General features: G+C 37.0%; 17 protein-coding genes. 16 read left to right on the top strand and 1 reads right to left on the bottom strand.

Annotated features, from left to right (window positions below):
- Nucleotides 1-115: 115 nt before the first annotated feature.
- From EUC40_RS18320 to EUC40_RS18290, 7 genes are read left to right on the top strand one after another with little or no spacing between them, the layout of a single operon-like run.
- The gene (locus EUC40_RS18320) at nucleotides 116-457 is read left to right on the top strand and encodes a nucleotide pyrophosphohydrolase (protein WP_071709801.1); all 342 of its coding nucleotides are present in this window, start codon (nucleotides 116-118) and stop codon (nucleotides 455-457) included.
- A complete protein-coding gene (gene dapB, locus EUC40_RS18315) occupies nucleotides 457-1,257 on the top strand; it encodes a dihydrodipicolinate reductase (protein WP_071709766.1) in 801 nt (266 codons plus the stop codon). The genes EUC40_RS18320 and dapB overlap by 1 nt, the downstream gene beginning before the upstream one ends.
- A gap of 14 nt (nucleotides 1,258-1,271) precedes the next feature.
- A complete protein-coding gene (gene mgsA, locus EUC40_RS18310) occupies nucleotides 1,272-1,667 on the top strand; it encodes a methylglyoxal synthase (protein WP_000684760.1) in 396 nt (131 codons plus the stop codon).
- An 11-nt stretch (nucleotides 1,668-1,678) separates the two neighbouring features.
- The gene (gene bshB1, locus EUC40_RS18305; protein WP_071709765.1) at nucleotides 1,679-2,383 is read left to right on the top strand and encodes a bacillithiol biosynthesis deacetylase BshB1; all 705 of its coding nucleotides are present in this window, start codon (nucleotides 1,679-1,681) and stop codon (nucleotides 2,381-2,383) included.
- Entirely contained in the window at nucleotides 2,380-3,525 is a 1,146-nt protein-coding gene (bshA, locus tag EUC40_RS18300; protein ID WP_156576229.1) for an N-acetyl-alpha-D-glucosaminyl L-malate synthase BshA, read from the top strand. Before bshB1 ends, bshA begins: the two co-directional genes overlap by 4 nt.
- Nucleotides 3,512-4,705, top strand: a complete 1,194-nt coding sequence (locus EUC40_RS18295) for a CCA tRNA nucleotidyltransferase (protein WP_156576228.1) — start codon at nucleotides 3,512-3,514, stop codon at nucleotides 4,703-4,705. Before bshA ends, EUC40_RS18295 begins: the two co-directional genes overlap by 14 nt.
- On the top strand, nucleotides 4,690-5,670 hold the full coding sequence (locus EUC40_RS18290; protein ID WP_001192066.1) for a biotin--[acetyl-CoA-carboxylase] ligase: 981 nt from the start codon (nucleotides 4,690-4,692) through the stop codon (nucleotides 5,668-5,670). The genes EUC40_RS18295 and EUC40_RS18290 overlap by 16 nt, the downstream gene beginning before the upstream one ends.
- Nucleotides 5,671-5,762: 92 nt before the next feature.
- On the opposite strand, the gene EUC40_RS18285 is transcribed toward EUC40_RS18290, so the two are convergent.
- Nucleotides 5,763-6,152 carry a cupredoxin domain-containing protein gene (locus tag EUC40_RS18285; protein ID WP_156576227.1) on the bottom strand — a complete coding sequence of 130 codons (390 nt, stop codon included), beginning with the start codon at nucleotides 6,150-6,152 and terminating at the stop codon, nucleotides 5,763-5,765.
- A gap of 411 nt (nucleotides 6,153-6,563) precedes the next feature.
- Between EUC40_RS18285 and panB the strand changes: the two genes are divergently transcribed.
- From panB to nth, 9 genes are all read left to right on the top strand, one after another.
- Nucleotides 6,564-7,400 carry a 3-methyl-2-oxobutanoate hydroxymethyltransferase gene (gene panB, locus EUC40_RS18280; RefSeq protein ID WP_071709760.1) on the top strand — a complete coding sequence of 279 codons (837 nt, stop codon included), beginning with the start codon at nucleotides 6,564-6,566 and terminating at the stop codon, nucleotides 7,398-7,400.
- A complete protein-coding gene (gene panC / locus EUC40_RS18275; protein ID WP_156576226.1) occupies nucleotides 7,400-8,248 on the top strand; it encodes a pantoate--beta-alanine ligase in 849 nt (282 codons plus the stop codon). Before panB ends, panC begins: the two co-directional genes overlap by 1 nt.
- Before the next feature lie 12 nt (nucleotides 8,249-8,260).
- The gene (gene panD / locus EUC40_RS18270) at nucleotides 8,261-8,644 is read left to right on the top strand and encodes an aspartate 1-decarboxylase (protein WP_156576225.1); all 384 of its coding nucleotides are present in this window, start codon (nucleotides 8,261-8,263) and stop codon (nucleotides 8,642-8,644) included.
- 129 nt (nucleotides 8,645-8,773) lie between these two features.
- Nucleotides 8,774-11,575: an ATP-dependent DNA helicase DinG gene (gene dinG / locus EUC40_RS18265; RefSeq protein ID WP_156576224.1), complete on the top strand. Its 2,802-nt coding sequence runs from the start codon at nucleotides 8,774-8,776 to the stop codon at nucleotides 11,573-11,575.
- A 254-nt stretch (nucleotides 11,576-11,829) separates the two neighbouring features.
- The gene (locus EUC40_RS18260; protein ID WP_000412179.1) at nucleotides 11,830-12,000 is read left to right on the top strand and encodes a YpmA family protein; all 171 of its coding nucleotides are present in this window, start codon (nucleotides 11,830-11,832) and stop codon (nucleotides 11,998-12,000) included.
- A 7-nt stretch (nucleotides 12,001-12,007) separates the two neighbouring features.
- Nucleotides 12,008-12,511: a cell wall elongation regulator TseB-like domain-containing protein gene (locus tag EUC40_RS18255; RefSeq protein WP_071709757.1), complete on the top strand. Its 504-nt coding sequence runs from the start codon at nucleotides 12,008-12,010 to the stop codon at nucleotides 12,509-12,511.
- An 18-nt stretch (nucleotides 12,512-12,529) separates the two neighbouring features.
- Nucleotides 12,530-13,717, top strand: a complete 1,188-nt coding sequence (gene aspB, locus EUC40_RS18250) for an aspartate transaminase AspB (RefSeq protein ID WP_071709756.1) — start codon at nucleotides 12,530-12,532, stop codon at nucleotides 13,715-13,717.
- 121 nt (nucleotides 13,718-13,838) lie between these two features.
- Nucleotides 13,839-14,546, top strand: coding sequence for a DNA replication protein DnaD (gene dnaD, locus EUC40_RS18245; protein ID WP_000728544.1), 708 nt, complete (start codon nucleotides 13,839-13,841; stop codon nucleotides 14,544-14,546).
- A gap of 15 nt (nucleotides 14,547-14,561) precedes the next feature.
- Nucleotides 14,562-15,209 carry an endonuclease III gene (nth, locus tag EUC40_RS18240; RefSeq protein WP_071709754.1) on the top strand — a complete coding sequence of 216 codons (648 nt, stop codon included), beginning with the start codon at nucleotides 14,562-14,564 and terminating at the stop codon, nucleotides 15,207-15,209.
- Nucleotides 15,210-15,211: the final 2 nt, after the last annotated feature.

Genomic DNA, 15,211 nt, shown 5'->3' with positions numbered 1-15,211 from the left:
CTTTATTATAGTCTATCCAAAAAAGGGTCGCAAATAGGTGTTTGGCGGGGAATAATATTTGTCAAATCGCGATGAATTGGCTAACATGAAAGAGGAAGGATTAGAGGTGAATTGTATGGAAGCAAAAACGATGAAGGATATGCAGAAAGAAGTAGATGCATATATCGGTCAGTTTAAAGAAGGTTATTTCAGCCCGCTTGCAATGATGGCTCGTTTAACAGAAGAAATGGGAGAGCTTGCGAGGGAATTAAACCATTATTATGGTGAGAAACCGAAGAAAACAACTGAAAAAGAACGAAGTATTGAAGAAGAGCTTGGAGATGTATTGTTTGTTATGATTTGTATGGCAAATAGTTTAAATATTGATTTAGAAACAGCACATAACATTGTAATGGAGAAATTTAATACACGTGATAAAGATCGTTGGACACGTATTGATGAGGGAGAGAAAGAATAATGAAAGAAATTAAAGTAATTATCGCTGGGCCAAGAGGACGTATGGGACATGAAGCAGTCCTTCTTATGGAAAGAACAGAACATTTCAATTTAGTAGCAGCAGTGGATTATAAGCATGGTGGAGAGAAGATTTCCGATTTACCCGGTATGCCGATGTTAGACACACCAGTTTACGCAGATTTACATACTTGTTTAGATGAAGTAGAAGCAGATGTATTATTAGATTTAACAACACCAGAAGTTGGAAAGAAACATGTGACACTTGCAGTTGAACGTGGACTTCGATCTGTTATTGGTACAACTGGATTTACTGAAGAAGAACTAAAGCAATTAACAGAAAATGCAAAAGAAAAAGAAGTAGGAACAATTATCGCTCCGAACTTTGCAATTGGTGCAGTTCTTATGATGAAATTCTCACAAATGGCAGCGAAGTATTTCCAAGATGTTGAAGTAATTGAATTACATCATGACCAAAAATTAGATGCACCATCTGGTACAGCTGTAAAAACGGTAGAGTTAATCCGTCAAAATCGTGTGCCAAAAGAGCAAGGACATCCTAATGAAACGGAACAATTAGCAGGAGCACGTGGTGCAAATGTAGATGGCATTCACATTCATAGTGTGCGTTTACCAGGACTTATTGCGCACCAAGAAGTAATGTTCGGTGGGGATGGACAAATGTTAACAGTTCGTCATGATTCATTTAATCGTGCATCATTTATGTCGGGTGTAAAACTATCAATTGAGACAGTAATGAACCTGGATCATCTTGTGTACGGTTTAGAAAATATTATCGACTAAAGGGGAGACAACGGATGAAAATTGCCTTAATTGCACATGACAAAAAGAAAAATGATATGGTTTCGTTTGCATACGCGTATAAACCAATTTTTGAAAAACATGAATTATTTGCAACCGGAACGACAGGACTTCGTATTATGGAAGCGACTGGTTTAGTTGTAACAAGATATCAGTCGGGTCCACTTGGCGGTGACCAAGAAATCGGTGCGATGATTGCAAAAAATGATATGGATATGGTGATTTTCTTCCGTGATCCATTAACAGCACAACCGCATGAACCTGATGTGAATGCGTTGCTTCGTTTATGCGATGTATATGCGATTCCACTTGCAACGAATATGGCAAGTGCTGAAATGTTAATGCACGCATTAGAGCGAGGAGATTTAGATTATCGCAAGTTAAGAAAATGAGGGGAACAATTATGAGTGGATTACATATATTAGCGTTTGGTGCTCATGCCGATGATGTTGAAATCGGCATGGCTGGTACCATTGCTAAATATACAAAGCAAGGGTATGAAGTAGGTATTTGTGATTTAACAGAAGCTGATCTTTCTTCAAATGGAACGATAGAGTTGAGAAAAGAAGAAGCAAAGGTCGCTGCTCGTATAATGGGAGTAAAGACGAGACTGAATTTAGCGATGCCAGACCGTGGTTTGTATATGAAAGAAGAGTATATACGTGAAATTGTAAAGGTGATCCGTACATATAAACCAAAACTAGTTTTTGCACCGTATTATGAAGATCGTCATCCAGATCATGCAAATTGTGCAAAGCTTGTGGAAGAAGCTATTTTTTCGGCAGGAATCCGTAAATATATGCCAGAACTTCCACCGCATCGTGTAGAGTCATTTTATAATTATATGATTAATGGTTTTCATAAACCGAATTTTTGTATAGATATTAGTGAGTACCTATCGCAAAAAGTGGAGGCATTAGAAGCGTATGAAAGTCAGTTTTCAACAGGGAGTGATGGTGTTAAGACGCCGTTAACAGAAGGTTACGTTGAAACTGTGGTCGCTCGTGAGAAGATGTTTGGAAAAGAAGTGGGAGCTTTGTATGCCGAAGGATTTATGAGTAAGAAACCGGTTTTATTACATGCTGATTTAATAGGGGGATGTAAATGAAATTGAAAATAGGTATTACATGTTATCCTTCTGTAGGTGGTTCTGGAGTTGTTGGAACAGAATTAGGAAAGCAATTGGCGGAGCGCGGGCATGAAATTCATTTTATTACATCGGGTTTACCATTCCGGTTAAATAAAGTGTATCCAAACATTTATTTCCATGAAGTGACAGTAAATCAATACTCTGTATTTCAATATCCACCATACGATTTAGCATTAGCGAGTAAAATGGCAGAGGTTGCACAAAGAGAAAACTTAGATATTTTACATGTGCATTACGCAATACCACATGCGATTTGTGCGTATTTAGCAAAACAAATGATTGGAGAGCGCATTAAAATTGTTACAACCTTGCATGGAACAGATATTACTGTGTTAGGTTCCGACCCTTCGTTAAATAATTTAATTCGGTTTGGTATTGAGCAGTCGGATGTTGTTACGGCTGTCTCGCATTCATTAATTGATGAAACGCATGAGCTTGTAAAACCAAATAAAGACATTCAAACGGTATACAACTTTATAGATGAACGCGTATATTTCAAGCGCGATATGTCTCAATTAAAGAAAGAATACGGTATAAGTGAGAGTGAAAAGATACTGATTCATATTTCAAATTTCCGTAAAGTGAAACGTGTACAGGACGTTGTTCAGGCATTTGCTAAAGTGGCTAAAGAAGTAGATGCGAAGTTGCTTCTTGTTGGGGACGGACCAGAATTTTGTACGATCTTACAGTTAGTGAAGAACTTACATATTGAAGATCGCGTTTTATTCCTAGGAAAACAGGATAATGTTGCAGAGTTACTTGCGATGAGTGACTTAATGTTGCTTCTATCAGAGAAGGAAAGTTTTGGCCTTGTTTTATTAGAAGCGATGGCGTGTGGTGTACCTTGTATCGGAACAAGGGTTGGAGGTATTCCAGAGGTCATTCAACATGGTGAAACAGGGTATTTATGTGAAGTTGGCGATATAACAGGAGTGGCAAATCAAGCTATTCAGCTGTTAAAGGATGAGGAACTTCACCGTAATATGGGAGAACGAGCGAGAGAAAGTGTTTACGAGCAGTTCCGCTCAGAAAAAATCGTCTCACAATATGAAACGATTTACTATGACATACTAAGGGATGACAAAAATGGAAAGATTTAAAAAAGCTAGTTCTATTATTGAGACATTAAAGCGACAAGGACATGAGGCTTACTTTGTTGGTGGGAGCGTGAGAGATCTTATTATCGACAGACCGATTGGAGATATTGATATTGCGACATCTGCTTTACCAGAAGAAGTGATGGGGATATTTCCGAGGCATGTTCCTGTTGGTCTTGAGCATGGAACTGTAATTGTTGTAGAAAATGGTGAACCTTATGAGGTAACCACTTTTCGAACAGAAAGCGAATATGAAGATTTTCGAAGACCTAGTAGTGTTCAATTTGTTCGTTCATTAGAAGAAGATTTAAAGCGTCGTGATTTTACAATGAATGCGATTGCCATGACAGAAGAAGGCGAAATGGTTGATTTATTTGCTGGGCAGGAAGCGATTCAAAAGAAAGAAATTGTAACAGTTGGAAATGCGGCAGATCGCTTTCAAGAAGATGCCCTGCGAATGATGCGCGGTATTCGATTCGTAAGTACGTTAGGATTTGCTTTAGAAACAAAAACGAAGCAAGCAATTGAAACGTATGGACATTTGCTGGAACATATAGCAATTGAGCGCATTACAGTAGAGTTTGAGAAACTGTTAACTGGCACATATTGTGTGAAGGGTCTCCAAGAGTTAGTAGAGACGAAGCTATTTTCTCATTTGCCATATTTACAAATGTCAGAAGAGAGACTGTTAAAAGCTACGCAGTATAAATGGGATTCTTTCGAAACGGATATTGAGGCGTGGGCATTTTTCTTATATTGTATCGGAGAAGAACATCCATCCGTCTTTTTACGTCAATGGAAGTTTTCGAATAAAAAAATAAAAGATATTGTCGCAATTTTATTAGCAATCCGTACTAGAAAGGAGAAGGATTGGGATACAGTTCTTCTTTATAAAACGGGAATTCATATTGCTGAAATGGCAGAGCGAGTATATGAAGCGATGATTGAAAGCTATGACTCTACATCTGTTAAACGAGTACAAACATTGTTTCAAGCATTGCCAATAAAGAGCCGTCAAGAAATGAATGTGACTGGTAATGATTTATTAAACTGGGCAAACAAAAATCCTGGTCCGTGGGTTGCTGAAATGCTTCAGAAAATCGAGGAAGCAATCGTACAAGGAAACGTAGTTAATGAGAAAGAGCGTATAAGGGAGTGGCTGCAAGGATGCAATCTACTATAAGAAAGCAGTTATTGCAAGTTTTTTCTGAAGCGGATGGCGAGTTTGTATCCGGCCAAACGATTAGTGATAAACTTGGTTGTTCAAGAACTGCCGTGTGGAAACATATGGAAGATCTCAGGAGTGAGGGATATGAACTTGAAGCTGTGCGTCGATTAGGTTACCGCATTGCAAGTAAGCCAGACAAAGTGACTGCTAATGAAATTCAGTTAGGGCTACAAACGAAACGAATTGGTAGAACAGTGTATTTTGAAGAAACTGTTGAATCTACGCAGCATATTGCGGCAAGACTTGCTTATGAAGGTGCAGAAGAAGGAACGATTGTTGTAGCAGAAGAGCAAACAGCGGGCAGAGGTCGTTTAAGCAGAAAATGGCATTCGCCAAAAGGAACAGGAATTTGGATGAGTATTATTTTGCGTCCATCAATCCCGGTTCATCATGCACCGCAGCTTACTTTGTTAGCTGCAGTTAGCGTTGCGCAAGCAATTGAAAAATGTGCGGGTGTAAACGTAGGAATAAAATGGCCAAATGATATTTTAATCCAAGGTAAAAAAGCTGTCGGCATATTAACAGAAATGCAAGCGGATCCTGATAAAATTAATGCTGTCATTATGGGAATTGGTATTAATGCGAATCAAAAGCAAGAACATTTTGACGAAGAAATTCAGCACATTGCTACTTCATTAGCGATTGAATCAGGTAAGCCGATTGTTCGTGCAGAGCTTATGCAACAAATCTATTTACAACTAGAAAAATTATATGAAGAGTATTTACAAAATGGTTTCTCTGTTATTAAAATTCTTTGGGAAAGTTACGCTGTGAGCATCGGGAAAGAAATTACCGCTCGAACGATGAGAGAGACGATTACGGGGGTAGCAAAAGGAATTACAGAGGATGGTGTATTACTTCTGGAGGATCATGAAGGAAAAGTACATCATATTCATTCTGCGGATATCGAAATTAAGTAAAAGAAGTTCCTCTTTTGGAACTTCTTTTTATTTCAATATTTTTGAGTTGAATTTGTAAATTGATAATAAATTCGTCTAGTTGGCCATGCATGTTATTTGACGATTACTTTGCCCTCCATTCCTTTAAGGAGATGGTATCGGCATATTAATTCATATGTACCGGCATTTTTAGGATTCACGGTAATGTTTTTTTCTTTCCCTGGCTCGACTACGACGTCAACGCCGAGATTTTTTACTGTAAAGGTGTGCTCGTTTTTACCTTTATTTTTCAATAGCAATGTTGTTGATTCGTCAATCGGAATTGTGATGACGTTTGGCTTAAAGTAATCATCGTTTAGCTCGACTTCAATCACTTTCGCTGGCTCAACAGGTTGTGTTACGACGTTAACTGAGGCAAATGCATGGAAGGAGCTAAAAGTTATTATCCCTATAATCATCACAAGCAAACAGATGAATTGAAATAACCATTTGTTCATAGACATTCGTAATTCTCCTTTTGTAAGTATGTTTCCTCAATTAACCTGCATCATTATTGAAAGAGTTATACGATGTATGTAAACAAAGCTATTTATCTTTTTATAATTTGAGTTATTTATGGAAATTTCACATACCGTAATAGGAATAAAAAATTATTTTTTCGAAAAAATGTAGCAATTCCTTTTTGGAGTTTGCTATAATTAGTTCGAATGTGGGCAGTATCAGAGCGAACTGCACCATGATTCGAAGCAATACGAAAAATAATAACTTGGATTCTGCCTTGATCCAATAACGGACTGGGACAGAGGGATGAATAATGCCGACTAACACACAACCCTTCTGCCCTTTTATGGCCAGAGGGGTTTTTTATATGATTTCGGCCATCTCCTCTCTCCTGCATAAAGGAGGAGTAGTTTTTGAAAACAAAAACAGATTTTTTGAAGATGAAAGAGCAAGGTGAGCCGATTACAATGCTAACGGCGTATGATTATCCTTCTGCTCAATTAGCAGAAGAAGCTGAAGTTGATATGATTTTAGTTGGAGATTCTCTTGGGATGGTTGTACTCGGATACGATTCAACAGTACCTGTAACAGTAGAGGATATGATTCATCATACGAAAGCTGTACGCCGCGGAGCAAAAGAAACATTTATTGTAACTGATATGCCGTTTATGTCTTATCACGTATCATTACAAGAAACGATGGTGAATGCACGCCGTATCGTTCAAGAGAGTGGGGCGCATGCACTGAAAGTAGAAGGTGCTGGAGAAGTGATATCAACGATTCACTATTTGACGAATGCAGGAATTCCTGTTGTAGCACATTTAGGTTTAACCCCTCAATCTGTAGGAGTATTGGGTGGATATAAAGTACAAGGAAAAGATGCTGAAAGTGCAAAAAAATTAATTGAAGATGCGAAGAAATGTGAGGAAGCTGGTGCGATAGCGCTTGTATTAGAATGTGTGCCTATGCAGTTAGCAGAACTAATTTCGAAGCAACTAACAATTCCTACAATTGGCATTGGAGCAGGACAGAAAGTAGATGGGCAAGTTCTTGTATACCACGATCTTATATCATATGGCGTAAAGCGTGTTCCGAAGTTTGTGAAACAATATACGTCTGTTCAGGAGGAGATTGTGCGAGGCATTTCGCAATATGTTGCGGAAGTAAAGGCAAAGCAATTTCCTGAAGAAAAACATTCGTTCACAATGAAAGAGGAAGAATGCTTAGCGTTATACGGAGGAAAACAATAATGAAAATCGTAACTACAGTGCAAGAGATGCAGCAAATTACGAGCGAACTGCATGCAAGTGGAAAAAGTATTGGTTTTGTTCCAACGATGGGTTATTTACATGAGGGTCATGCTACTTTATTACGTAAGGCAAGAGAAGAAAATGAAATTGTAGTTTTAAGCGTGTTTGTTAATCCGCTACAGTTTGGACCGAATGAAGATTTAGATCGATATCCTCGTGATATTGATAGAGATGAAAATGTAGCAAAAGAGAACGGTGTAGATTATTTGTTTTATCCGAGCGTAGAAGAAATGTATCCAGCAGAACAAACGACAATAGTAGAAGTTGTGAAGCGTACTGATGTATTATGCGGCAAACAAAGGCCTGGTCATTTCGCTGGTGTTGCGACTGTACTAATGAAATTATTTAATATTACATTGCCAACGCGTGCTTATTTTGGTATGAAAGATGCACAGCAAGTGGCTGTAATTGAAGGATTTGTAACTGATTTTAATATTCCAGTTACGATTGTGCCAGTCGATATCGTAAGAGAAGAAGACGGATTAGCGAAAAGTTCTCGTAACGTGTATTTATCACAAGAAGAGCGTGCAGAGGTTCCTCATTTATACCGCAGTCTATGTATAGCGAAAGAAAGAATTGAGGCGGGCGAACGTAATCCGGAAATCATTACAAATCTAGTGAAAGAGCATATCGAGACGCATACGAAAGGCACTGTAGATTATGTAGATTTATATGCATATCCTTCATTGGAAATAATAGATAAACTTGAAGGACGAATCATTTTAGCGATTGCAGTTAAATTTGAAAATGTACGATTAATTGACAATATAACATTAACAGTTAAATAAGGGGGAGCATCTATGTTTCGCACAATGATGAGAGCGAAGTTACATCGTGCAACAGTAACGGAAGCAAATTTAAATTATGTAGGTAGTATTACAATTGATGAAGATTTAATGGATGCAGTAAATATTGTAGAAAACGAAAAAGTACAAATTGTAAATAATAATAATGGAGCTCGTTTAGAGACATACGTTATTAAAGGGGAACGTGGTAGTGGTGTTGTTTGTTTAAACGGTGCTGCGGCAAGGCTTGTACAACCAGGAGACAAAGTAATTATTATTTGTTATGGCCTAGTTACGGAAGAAGAGGTTCATAAACAAGAACCAAAAATTGCAGTGTTAGACGATCAGAATCAAATTATTAAAATGTTAGGTGCTGAAAAAGCAGGTACGATATTATAGTAGGAAAGGCTATCTCTATTACAGAGGTAGCTTTTTTGTGCATCTTTTCATTAAGATGAGATAAAACGTGGTATAGTAACATTATATAATTTTTGTGTTTGATAGGTAAGAAATTGAGGTGTTACATATATGAGTAAGCGTTATGTCGTTGTTGATTTAGAGACGACAGGGAACTCCTGGAAAGATGGGAAGGATAAAATTACCCAAATTGCAGCTGTTGTAGTAGAAGATGGAGAGATATTGGAGATTTTTTCGTCTTTTGTTAACCCAAAGAGAGAAATCCCACCATTTATTACAGAATTAACAGGGATTGATGAAAGTCTTGTAAAACAAGCCCCGTTATTTCAAGATGTAGCCCCGATGATTGTTGAGCTATTACAAGGTGCGGCTTTCGTTGCGCATAATGTTCACTTTGATTGGAATTTTTTAAATGAAGAATTAAGACAAGCTGGATATACAGAAATACATTGTCCGAAAATCGATACGGTTGAATTGGCCCAAATTCTTTTGCCAACAGCTGATAGTTATAAATTACGTGATTTAGCTAAAAAACATGAACTCGAGCATGATCAACCACACCGTGCGGATAGTGATGCTCTTGCAACAGCGGAATTGTTTTTACAATTTTTAAATGAAATTGAAAGGTTACCACTTGTCACGTTACAATCGCTTTATGAATTAAGCGATGTATTCCAAAGTGATATAGCTGATGTGCTTTCTGAAAATATTTTAAAGAAAGTAATGCACGGTAAAGAAGAGATAGCAGAGTATGAAGTACATCGAAATATTGCGCTGCGAAAACGGAACTATTCTTTAAGCATTGGAGAAACATGTTCATTAAAGTTTGATGCTTTCTTGAATAAAACGATGGATAAACTGGAATTACATATGCCAAAGTTTGAAAGAAGAGAAAGTCAGCAAATGATGATGAAAGAGATATATACGGCGTTAAGAGATTCTCGTTTTTCTCTTATTGAAGCGGGTACAGGGACTGGAAAAACGCTTGCTTATTTACTTCCTAGTCTTTATTTTGCAAAGAAAAAAGAAGAACCTGTCATTATCAGTACACAGACGGTACAACTCCAACAACAAATATTGGAAAAAGAAATTCCGTTATTACAAAAAATAATGCCATTTGTATTTGAGGTAGCTCTTCTAAAGGGAAGAAAGCATTATCTTTGTTTACATAAATTTGAGTATGCTTTGCAAGAGGAAGAGAAAAATTATGATATGGCACTTACGAAGGCGAAGATTTTAGTTTGGTTATTGCAAACTGAAACGGGTGATCGTGACGAATTAAATATTCCTGAGGGCGGAAAGTTACTATGGAATCGTATTTGTAGTGACGCATATAGCCCGGGTGGTATGCAAAGTAATTGGTTTAGTCGTTGTTTTTACCAGCGAGCAAAGAATAAAGCTTTATTTGCAGATATCGTTATTACAAATCATGCGTTATTATTCCAAGATTTTTCAAGTGAAGAACCATTATTTGCTTCATGCGAACATATTATTTTTGATGAAGCTCATCATATTGAAGAGGCCGCGAGTAGAACATTAGGTGAGCAGTTCTCCTGTATGTATTTTCAATTGATTTTATCTCGTCTTGGTACACTAGAAACGGATGATGTGCTGTCTAAAGTATATAAAATGATGAAAAAGTCAGAGCAAGCATCTCGTTCGACTTTCCGTATGATAAGTCATAGTTTGAAGGAACTAAAATTTGATGCGGATGAACTATTTCAAATGCTACGCGCTTTTATATTTAAACAAACGAAGCAAGAGCAAGGACCAAACAATATGCCTCTCATATATCGATATAACACAGAAGTAGAGAAAGGTAAGTTGTGGGGTAGTATTGTTGAATTAACAAATCGTTTTGTATATGAATTAAGAAGACTAGTGACGAATCTTGAGAAACAAGTGGATATATTGCAAAGTAAGTTAGAATGGGAGATGCATGTTGTTACGGGTGAATTTATGCATTTAATTGAGTTACTGAGAAAGATGGCAGAATCATTACAGTTACTCGTATTAGAAAAAAATGCATATGTAACTTGGATGGAGACGGAAACGAAAGGGACGATTCATTCGACTGTTTTATATGCGCAACCTGTTCATATTGGTGAAAGATTTGCTGATGAATTTTTAACGGAGAAAAAGAGTGTTATTTTTACATCAGCGACATTAACAGTTAACGATACGTTTGATTATATAAAAGAGGAGCTTGGTTTACATGATTTTGCTCCAAACACATTAAAGGTTCCATCGCCATTTCGTTATGATGAACAAATGAAATTAATGGTTTCAACGGATGTGCCTTTTATTAAGCAAGTAAGTAATGAGGAATATATTGAATCTGTATCGGCACATATTGCAAAGATAGCGAAAACTACAAAAGGTAGAATGCTCGTATTATTTACTTCGTATGAAATGTTGAAAGAAGCCTATACGAATTTGAAAAATAATGATGAATTAGAAGGTTATTTATTATTAACGCAAAGTGTGAATAATAGAAGTCGAAGCCGTTTAATTCGAAAGTTTCAAGAGTTCGACAAATCGATTTTGTTAGGTACAAGTAGTTTTTGGGAAGGGGTAGATATTCCGGGAGATGCCTTAAGTTGTCTAGTCATTGTCCGTCTTCCGTTTACACCTCCTCATCAGCCAATGATGGAAGCGAAAGGTGAATGGTTAAAAAATCAAGGTGAGGATGTATTCGCTAAATTAGCGCTCCCACAAGCAATATTGCGTTTTAAACAAGGGTTCGGACGTTTAATTCGAACGAGTACAGACACGGGGACCGTAGTAGTGTTAGATCGTCGTTTGACGAGTTCTTCCTATGGAAAACGATTTTTACAATCTATTCCGAATGTCCCGCTGTATGAGGGGCCATTAGAAGAATTACTAGTACAATTAGAAGAACCATTAAGTTGATAAATTTTGGAAGAAAAATACGCCTGAAGTATTTAGAAACTTCAGGCGTAAAAAATGTGGGTAGGAGGAATTTTATTTTTCTTACTTCTTGTATACAAAATGTATTGGTTTTCGACTTGAAACCTTTTTTTGCTGTACATGTCCTGCTATAATAGATGGGTGATGAAGCAGGGGTTGTAAAGAATGTACTCTTATTGTAACCGCATTGCGTTCTTCTATAATTAGAAATTTTTGTGTAACGGAGGAGTTTTTTCATGGAGAAGAAAATCGAAGTACTATCAACGACGCGTATTAAGTATTCGTCTGATTTGTATAAAATTGTTGATAGTTTGAATCGTACGTTAAAAGAGCAGGACCTTATGTTCGGATTAGCATTAGACGAAAAAGACAAAGAAACAGCTGTATTTACCATTTACAGAACGTAGTGATACAATGAAAAAGTGGATCTTTGCAATCATTATCGTTATCGTTGCTAGCGGAATATACGGGGCGTATGTTTATAATAAAACGATGGAAAAGAAAATTCCAAAAGAATCAAAATCTGTAGAAATTGCTAAAGAAAAAGCAAAGCTTACAAAGGTAAAATCAGTTGATTATTATAACGGAAAATCTTCATATACAGTCGTACAAGGTACAGATGAAAAAGGAGAAGCAACTATTGTTTGGGTACCTGATAAAAAAGGAAATGTTCTTGTGAAGAAAAAGAGTGAAGGCATTTCTGAAAAAGAGGCTTTACAAAGATTGGCAGACCAAGCAACTGGAAAAGGCGATGAGCCGAAGCCGAAGCCAAAACAAATTGTCAAAGTAAAATTAGGTGCTGAAAACGATATTCCGTTGTGGGAAATTACATATATTGATCAGGAAGATCGTTATACGTATTATTATCTAGAATTTCAAAATGGGGAATATGCTGCACATTACAGCATTGAAAAATAGATGTAGGGGGAACCACAAATGAAATTAGCAAAGCGAGTAGCTGCTTTAACACCGTCTTCAACTTTAGAAATTACAGCAAAGGCACAAGCATTAAAAGCAGAAGGTCATGATGTAATTGCATTAGGAGCAGGGGAACCTGACTTTAATACACCAGAGCATATTATGGAAGCGGCGCATAAAGCGATGTTAGAAGGACATACGAAATATACACCAACAGGTGGTTTGCAAGCGTTAAAGCAAGAAATTGTGAAGAAATTTACGCGCGATCAAGGCATTAAGTATGATCCATCTGAGATTATTGTGTGTAATGGTGCAAAACATGCACTATATACATTATTCCAAGTATTACTTGATGAGGGAGATGAAGTTATCATCCCAACTCCTTACTGGGTAAGTTATCCAGAACAAGTAAAGCTTGCTGGCGGTAATCCGGTTTATGTAGAAGGTCTAGAAGACAATGAGTACAAAATTACAGCAAAGCAGCTACGTGAGGCAATTACAGAAAAAACGAAAGCAGTTATTATTAATTCACCGAGCAATCCAACAGGAATGATTTACAGCAAAGAAGAATTACAACAGCTTGGAGAAGTATGTTTGGAACACAATATTTTAATCGTTTCAGATGAAATTTATGAGAAGTTAATTTATGGTGGTGCAGAATATACTTCAATTGCCCAGCTTTCTAATGCATTAAAAGAACAAACCCTAATTATTAATGGTGTATCTAAATCTCATTCTATGACAGGATGGCGTATTGGATATGCAGCAGGAAATAAGCAGCTTATTAAAGCGATGACGAACTTAGCAAGTCATAGTACGTCAAACCCTACTTCAATCGCTCAATACGGCGCGATTGCGGCATATGCAGGCTCACAACAACCTGTAGAAATAATGCGTCAAGCGTTTGAAGAAAGATTAAACATTATTTATGATAAATTAATTCAAATCCCTGGCTTTACTTGTATTAAGCCACAAGGTGCATTTTACTTATTCCCTAACGTGAAGGAAGCTGTAGCTTTATCAGGATATGATACAGTTGACGAGTGGGCAAAAGCTTTATTAGAAGAGGAAAAAGTAGCACTTGTACCAGGTACAGGATTTGGGGCTCCAAATAACGTTCGTTTATCATATGCGACATCTCTTGAACAAGTAGAAAAAGCACTAGAACGCATTCATACGTTCATGAAAAGTAAAGTGCAAGCTTAATCGTATATTTTATTCATGTAATACAAAAAACCTTCCTACATAATAGGAAGGTTTTTTTGACGAATTGTGGCAAAAAGAAATAGCGAAAGGTGTGTTATACTAGAGAGCGAGGTGTTTGGTGATGAAAAAGAAAATGATGTTACAGTGGTTTGAGCAGGGAAGTATTGCAATTCCAAAATTGCTAATGATGCATTATAAAAAATTAGGTTTAAATGAGACGGAATTTATGGTTGTACTTCATGTGCACACATTTTTAGAATCGGGTAATTCGTTTCCGACTCCTTCAGAGATTTCAGAACGGATGACGATAACGGAAATGAAATGTATGGAAGTAATTCAGGCATTGATTCAAAAAGGTTTTTTATCACTAGAAGGTGGACAAAGATCAGAAGCGATGATGTGCGAAAGTTATTCATTACAACCGTTATGGGAAAAAATATTGCATTTCTTAATGGATGAATCAATAGAGGAAGAACAAAAAGAAAAAAAACAGATGCAAGTCAATTTATATACAGTGTTTGAAAAAGAATTTGGAAGACCACTTTCGCCATTTGAATGTGAAACGTTAGGAATGTGGGAAGATCAAGATCAACATCATCCGAATTTAATTCAAGCGGCTCTTAGGGAAGCTGTGATGAGTGGTAAGTTGAATTTCCGATATATTGACCGTATTTTATTTGAGTGGAAAAAGAATGGCATTAAAACAGTAGATCAAGCTCAAAATCAAGGGCGGAAATTTAGAGCGAATCAGCAACGAACGCAACAAACGACGAAACAAGAGACGAAATTTACTGGGAAAGTGCCTTTTTATAATTGGTTGGAGCAGTAATGTAGGAGGAAGTATATGTTAAATAAAACACAAATTCGTTATTGTTTAGACACAATGGCGGATATGTATCCAGAAGCACATTGTGAATTAATTCATGATAATCCGTTTGAACTTGTGATCGCGGTGGCATTATCTGCACAATGTACAGATGCACTTGTAAATAAGGTGACGAAAAATTTATTTCAAAAATATAAAACACCAGAAGATTATTTAAGTGTTTCTCTAGAAGAATTACAACAAGATATACGCTCTATTGGATTGTATAGAAACAAAGCAAAAAATATTCAAAAGCTAAGCCAAATGTTATTAGATGATTATAATGGAGAAGTACCAAGGGACCGCGATGAACTTACGAAATTACCAGGTGTAGGAAGGAAGACAGCAAATGTTGTCGTATCAGTAGCATTTGGAATGCCTGCAATTGCTGTTGATACGCATGTGGAACGGGTGAGTAAACGATTAGCGATTTGTAGATGGAAAGACTCTGTATTAGAAGTGGAAAAAACGTTAATGAAGAAAATTCCGATGGATGAGTGGAGCGTTACACATCACCGAATGATTTTCTTTGGACGTTATCACTGTAAAGCGCAGCGACCACAATGTGAAGAGTGCCGATTGCTAGAAGTATGTCGAGAGGGAAAGAAGAGAATGAAGGGGAACTAAAG

Source organism: Bacillus luti (assembly GCF_009739945.1).
GTDB classification, from domain to species: Bacteria; Bacillota; Bacilli; order Bacillales; family Bacillaceae_G; genus Bacillus_A; species Bacillus_A luti.
The sequence above is the reverse complement of the archived record's forward strand: the minus strand, read 5'-3'. Positions and strand labels throughout refer to the sequence as shown.

What these genes read in the sequence shown, in the direction of transcription:
- EUC40_RS18320 (WP_071709801.1), top strand. Translation starts at nt 116, where the DNA reads ATGGAAGCAAAAACGATGAAGGATATGCAGAAAGAAGTAGATGCATAT.
- dapB (WP_071709766.1), top strand. Translation starts at nt 457, where the DNA reads ATGAAAGAAATTAAAGTAATTATCGCTGGGCCAAGAGGACGTATGGGA.
- mgsA (WP_000684760.1), top strand. Translation starts at nt 1,272, where the DNA reads ATGAAAATTGCCTTAATTGCACATGACAAAAAGAAAAATGATATGGTT.
- bshB1 (WP_071709765.1), top strand. Translation starts at nt 1,679, where the DNA reads ATGAGTGGATTACATATATTAGCGTTTGGTGCTCATGCCGATGATGTT.
- bshA (WP_156576229.1), top strand. Translation starts at nt 2,380, where the DNA reads ATGAAATTGAAAATAGGTATTACATGTTATCCTTCTGTAGGTGGTTCT.
- EUC40_RS18295 (WP_156576228.1), top strand. Translation starts at nt 3,512, where the DNA reads ATGGAAAGATTTAAAAAAGCTAGTTCTATTATTGAGACATTAAAGCGA.
- EUC40_RS18290 (WP_001192066.1), top strand. Translation starts at nt 4,690, where the DNA reads ATGCAATCTACTATAAGAAAGCAGTTATTGCAAGTTTTTTCTGAAGCG.
- EUC40_RS18285 (WP_156576227.1), bottom strand. Translation starts at nt 6,152, where the DNA reads ATGTCTATGAACAAATGGTTATTTCAATTCATCTGTTTGCTTGTGATG.
- panC (WP_156576226.1), top strand. Translation starts at nt 7,400, where the DNA reads ATGAAAATCGTAACTACAGTGCAAGAGATGCAGCAAATTACGAGCGAA.
- panD (WP_156576225.1), top strand. Translation starts at nt 8,261, where the DNA reads ATGTTTCGCACAATGATGAGAGCGAAGTTACATCGTGCAACAGTAACG.
- dinG (WP_156576224.1), top strand. Translation starts at nt 8,774, where the DNA reads ATGAGTAAGCGTTATGTCGTTGTTGATTTAGAGACGACAGGGAACTCC.
- EUC40_RS18260 (WP_000412179.1), top strand. Translation starts at nt 11,830, where the DNA reads ATGGAGAAGAAAATCGAAGTACTATCAACGACGCGTATTAAGTATTCG.
- EUC40_RS18255 (WP_071709757.1), top strand. Translation starts at nt 12,008, where the DNA reads ATGAAAAAGTGGATCTTTGCAATCATTATCGTTATCGTTGCTAGCGGA.
- aspB (WP_071709756.1), top strand. Translation starts at nt 12,530, where the DNA reads ATGAAATTAGCAAAGCGAGTAGCTGCTTTAACACCGTCTTCAACTTTA.
- dnaD (WP_000728544.1), top strand. Translation starts at nt 13,839, where the DNA reads ATGAAAAAGAAAATGATGTTACAGTGGTTTGAGCAGGGAAGTATTGCA.
- nth (WP_071709754.1), top strand. Translation starts at nt 14,562, where the DNA reads ATGTTAAATAAAACACAAATTCGTTATTGTTTAGACACAATGGCGGAT.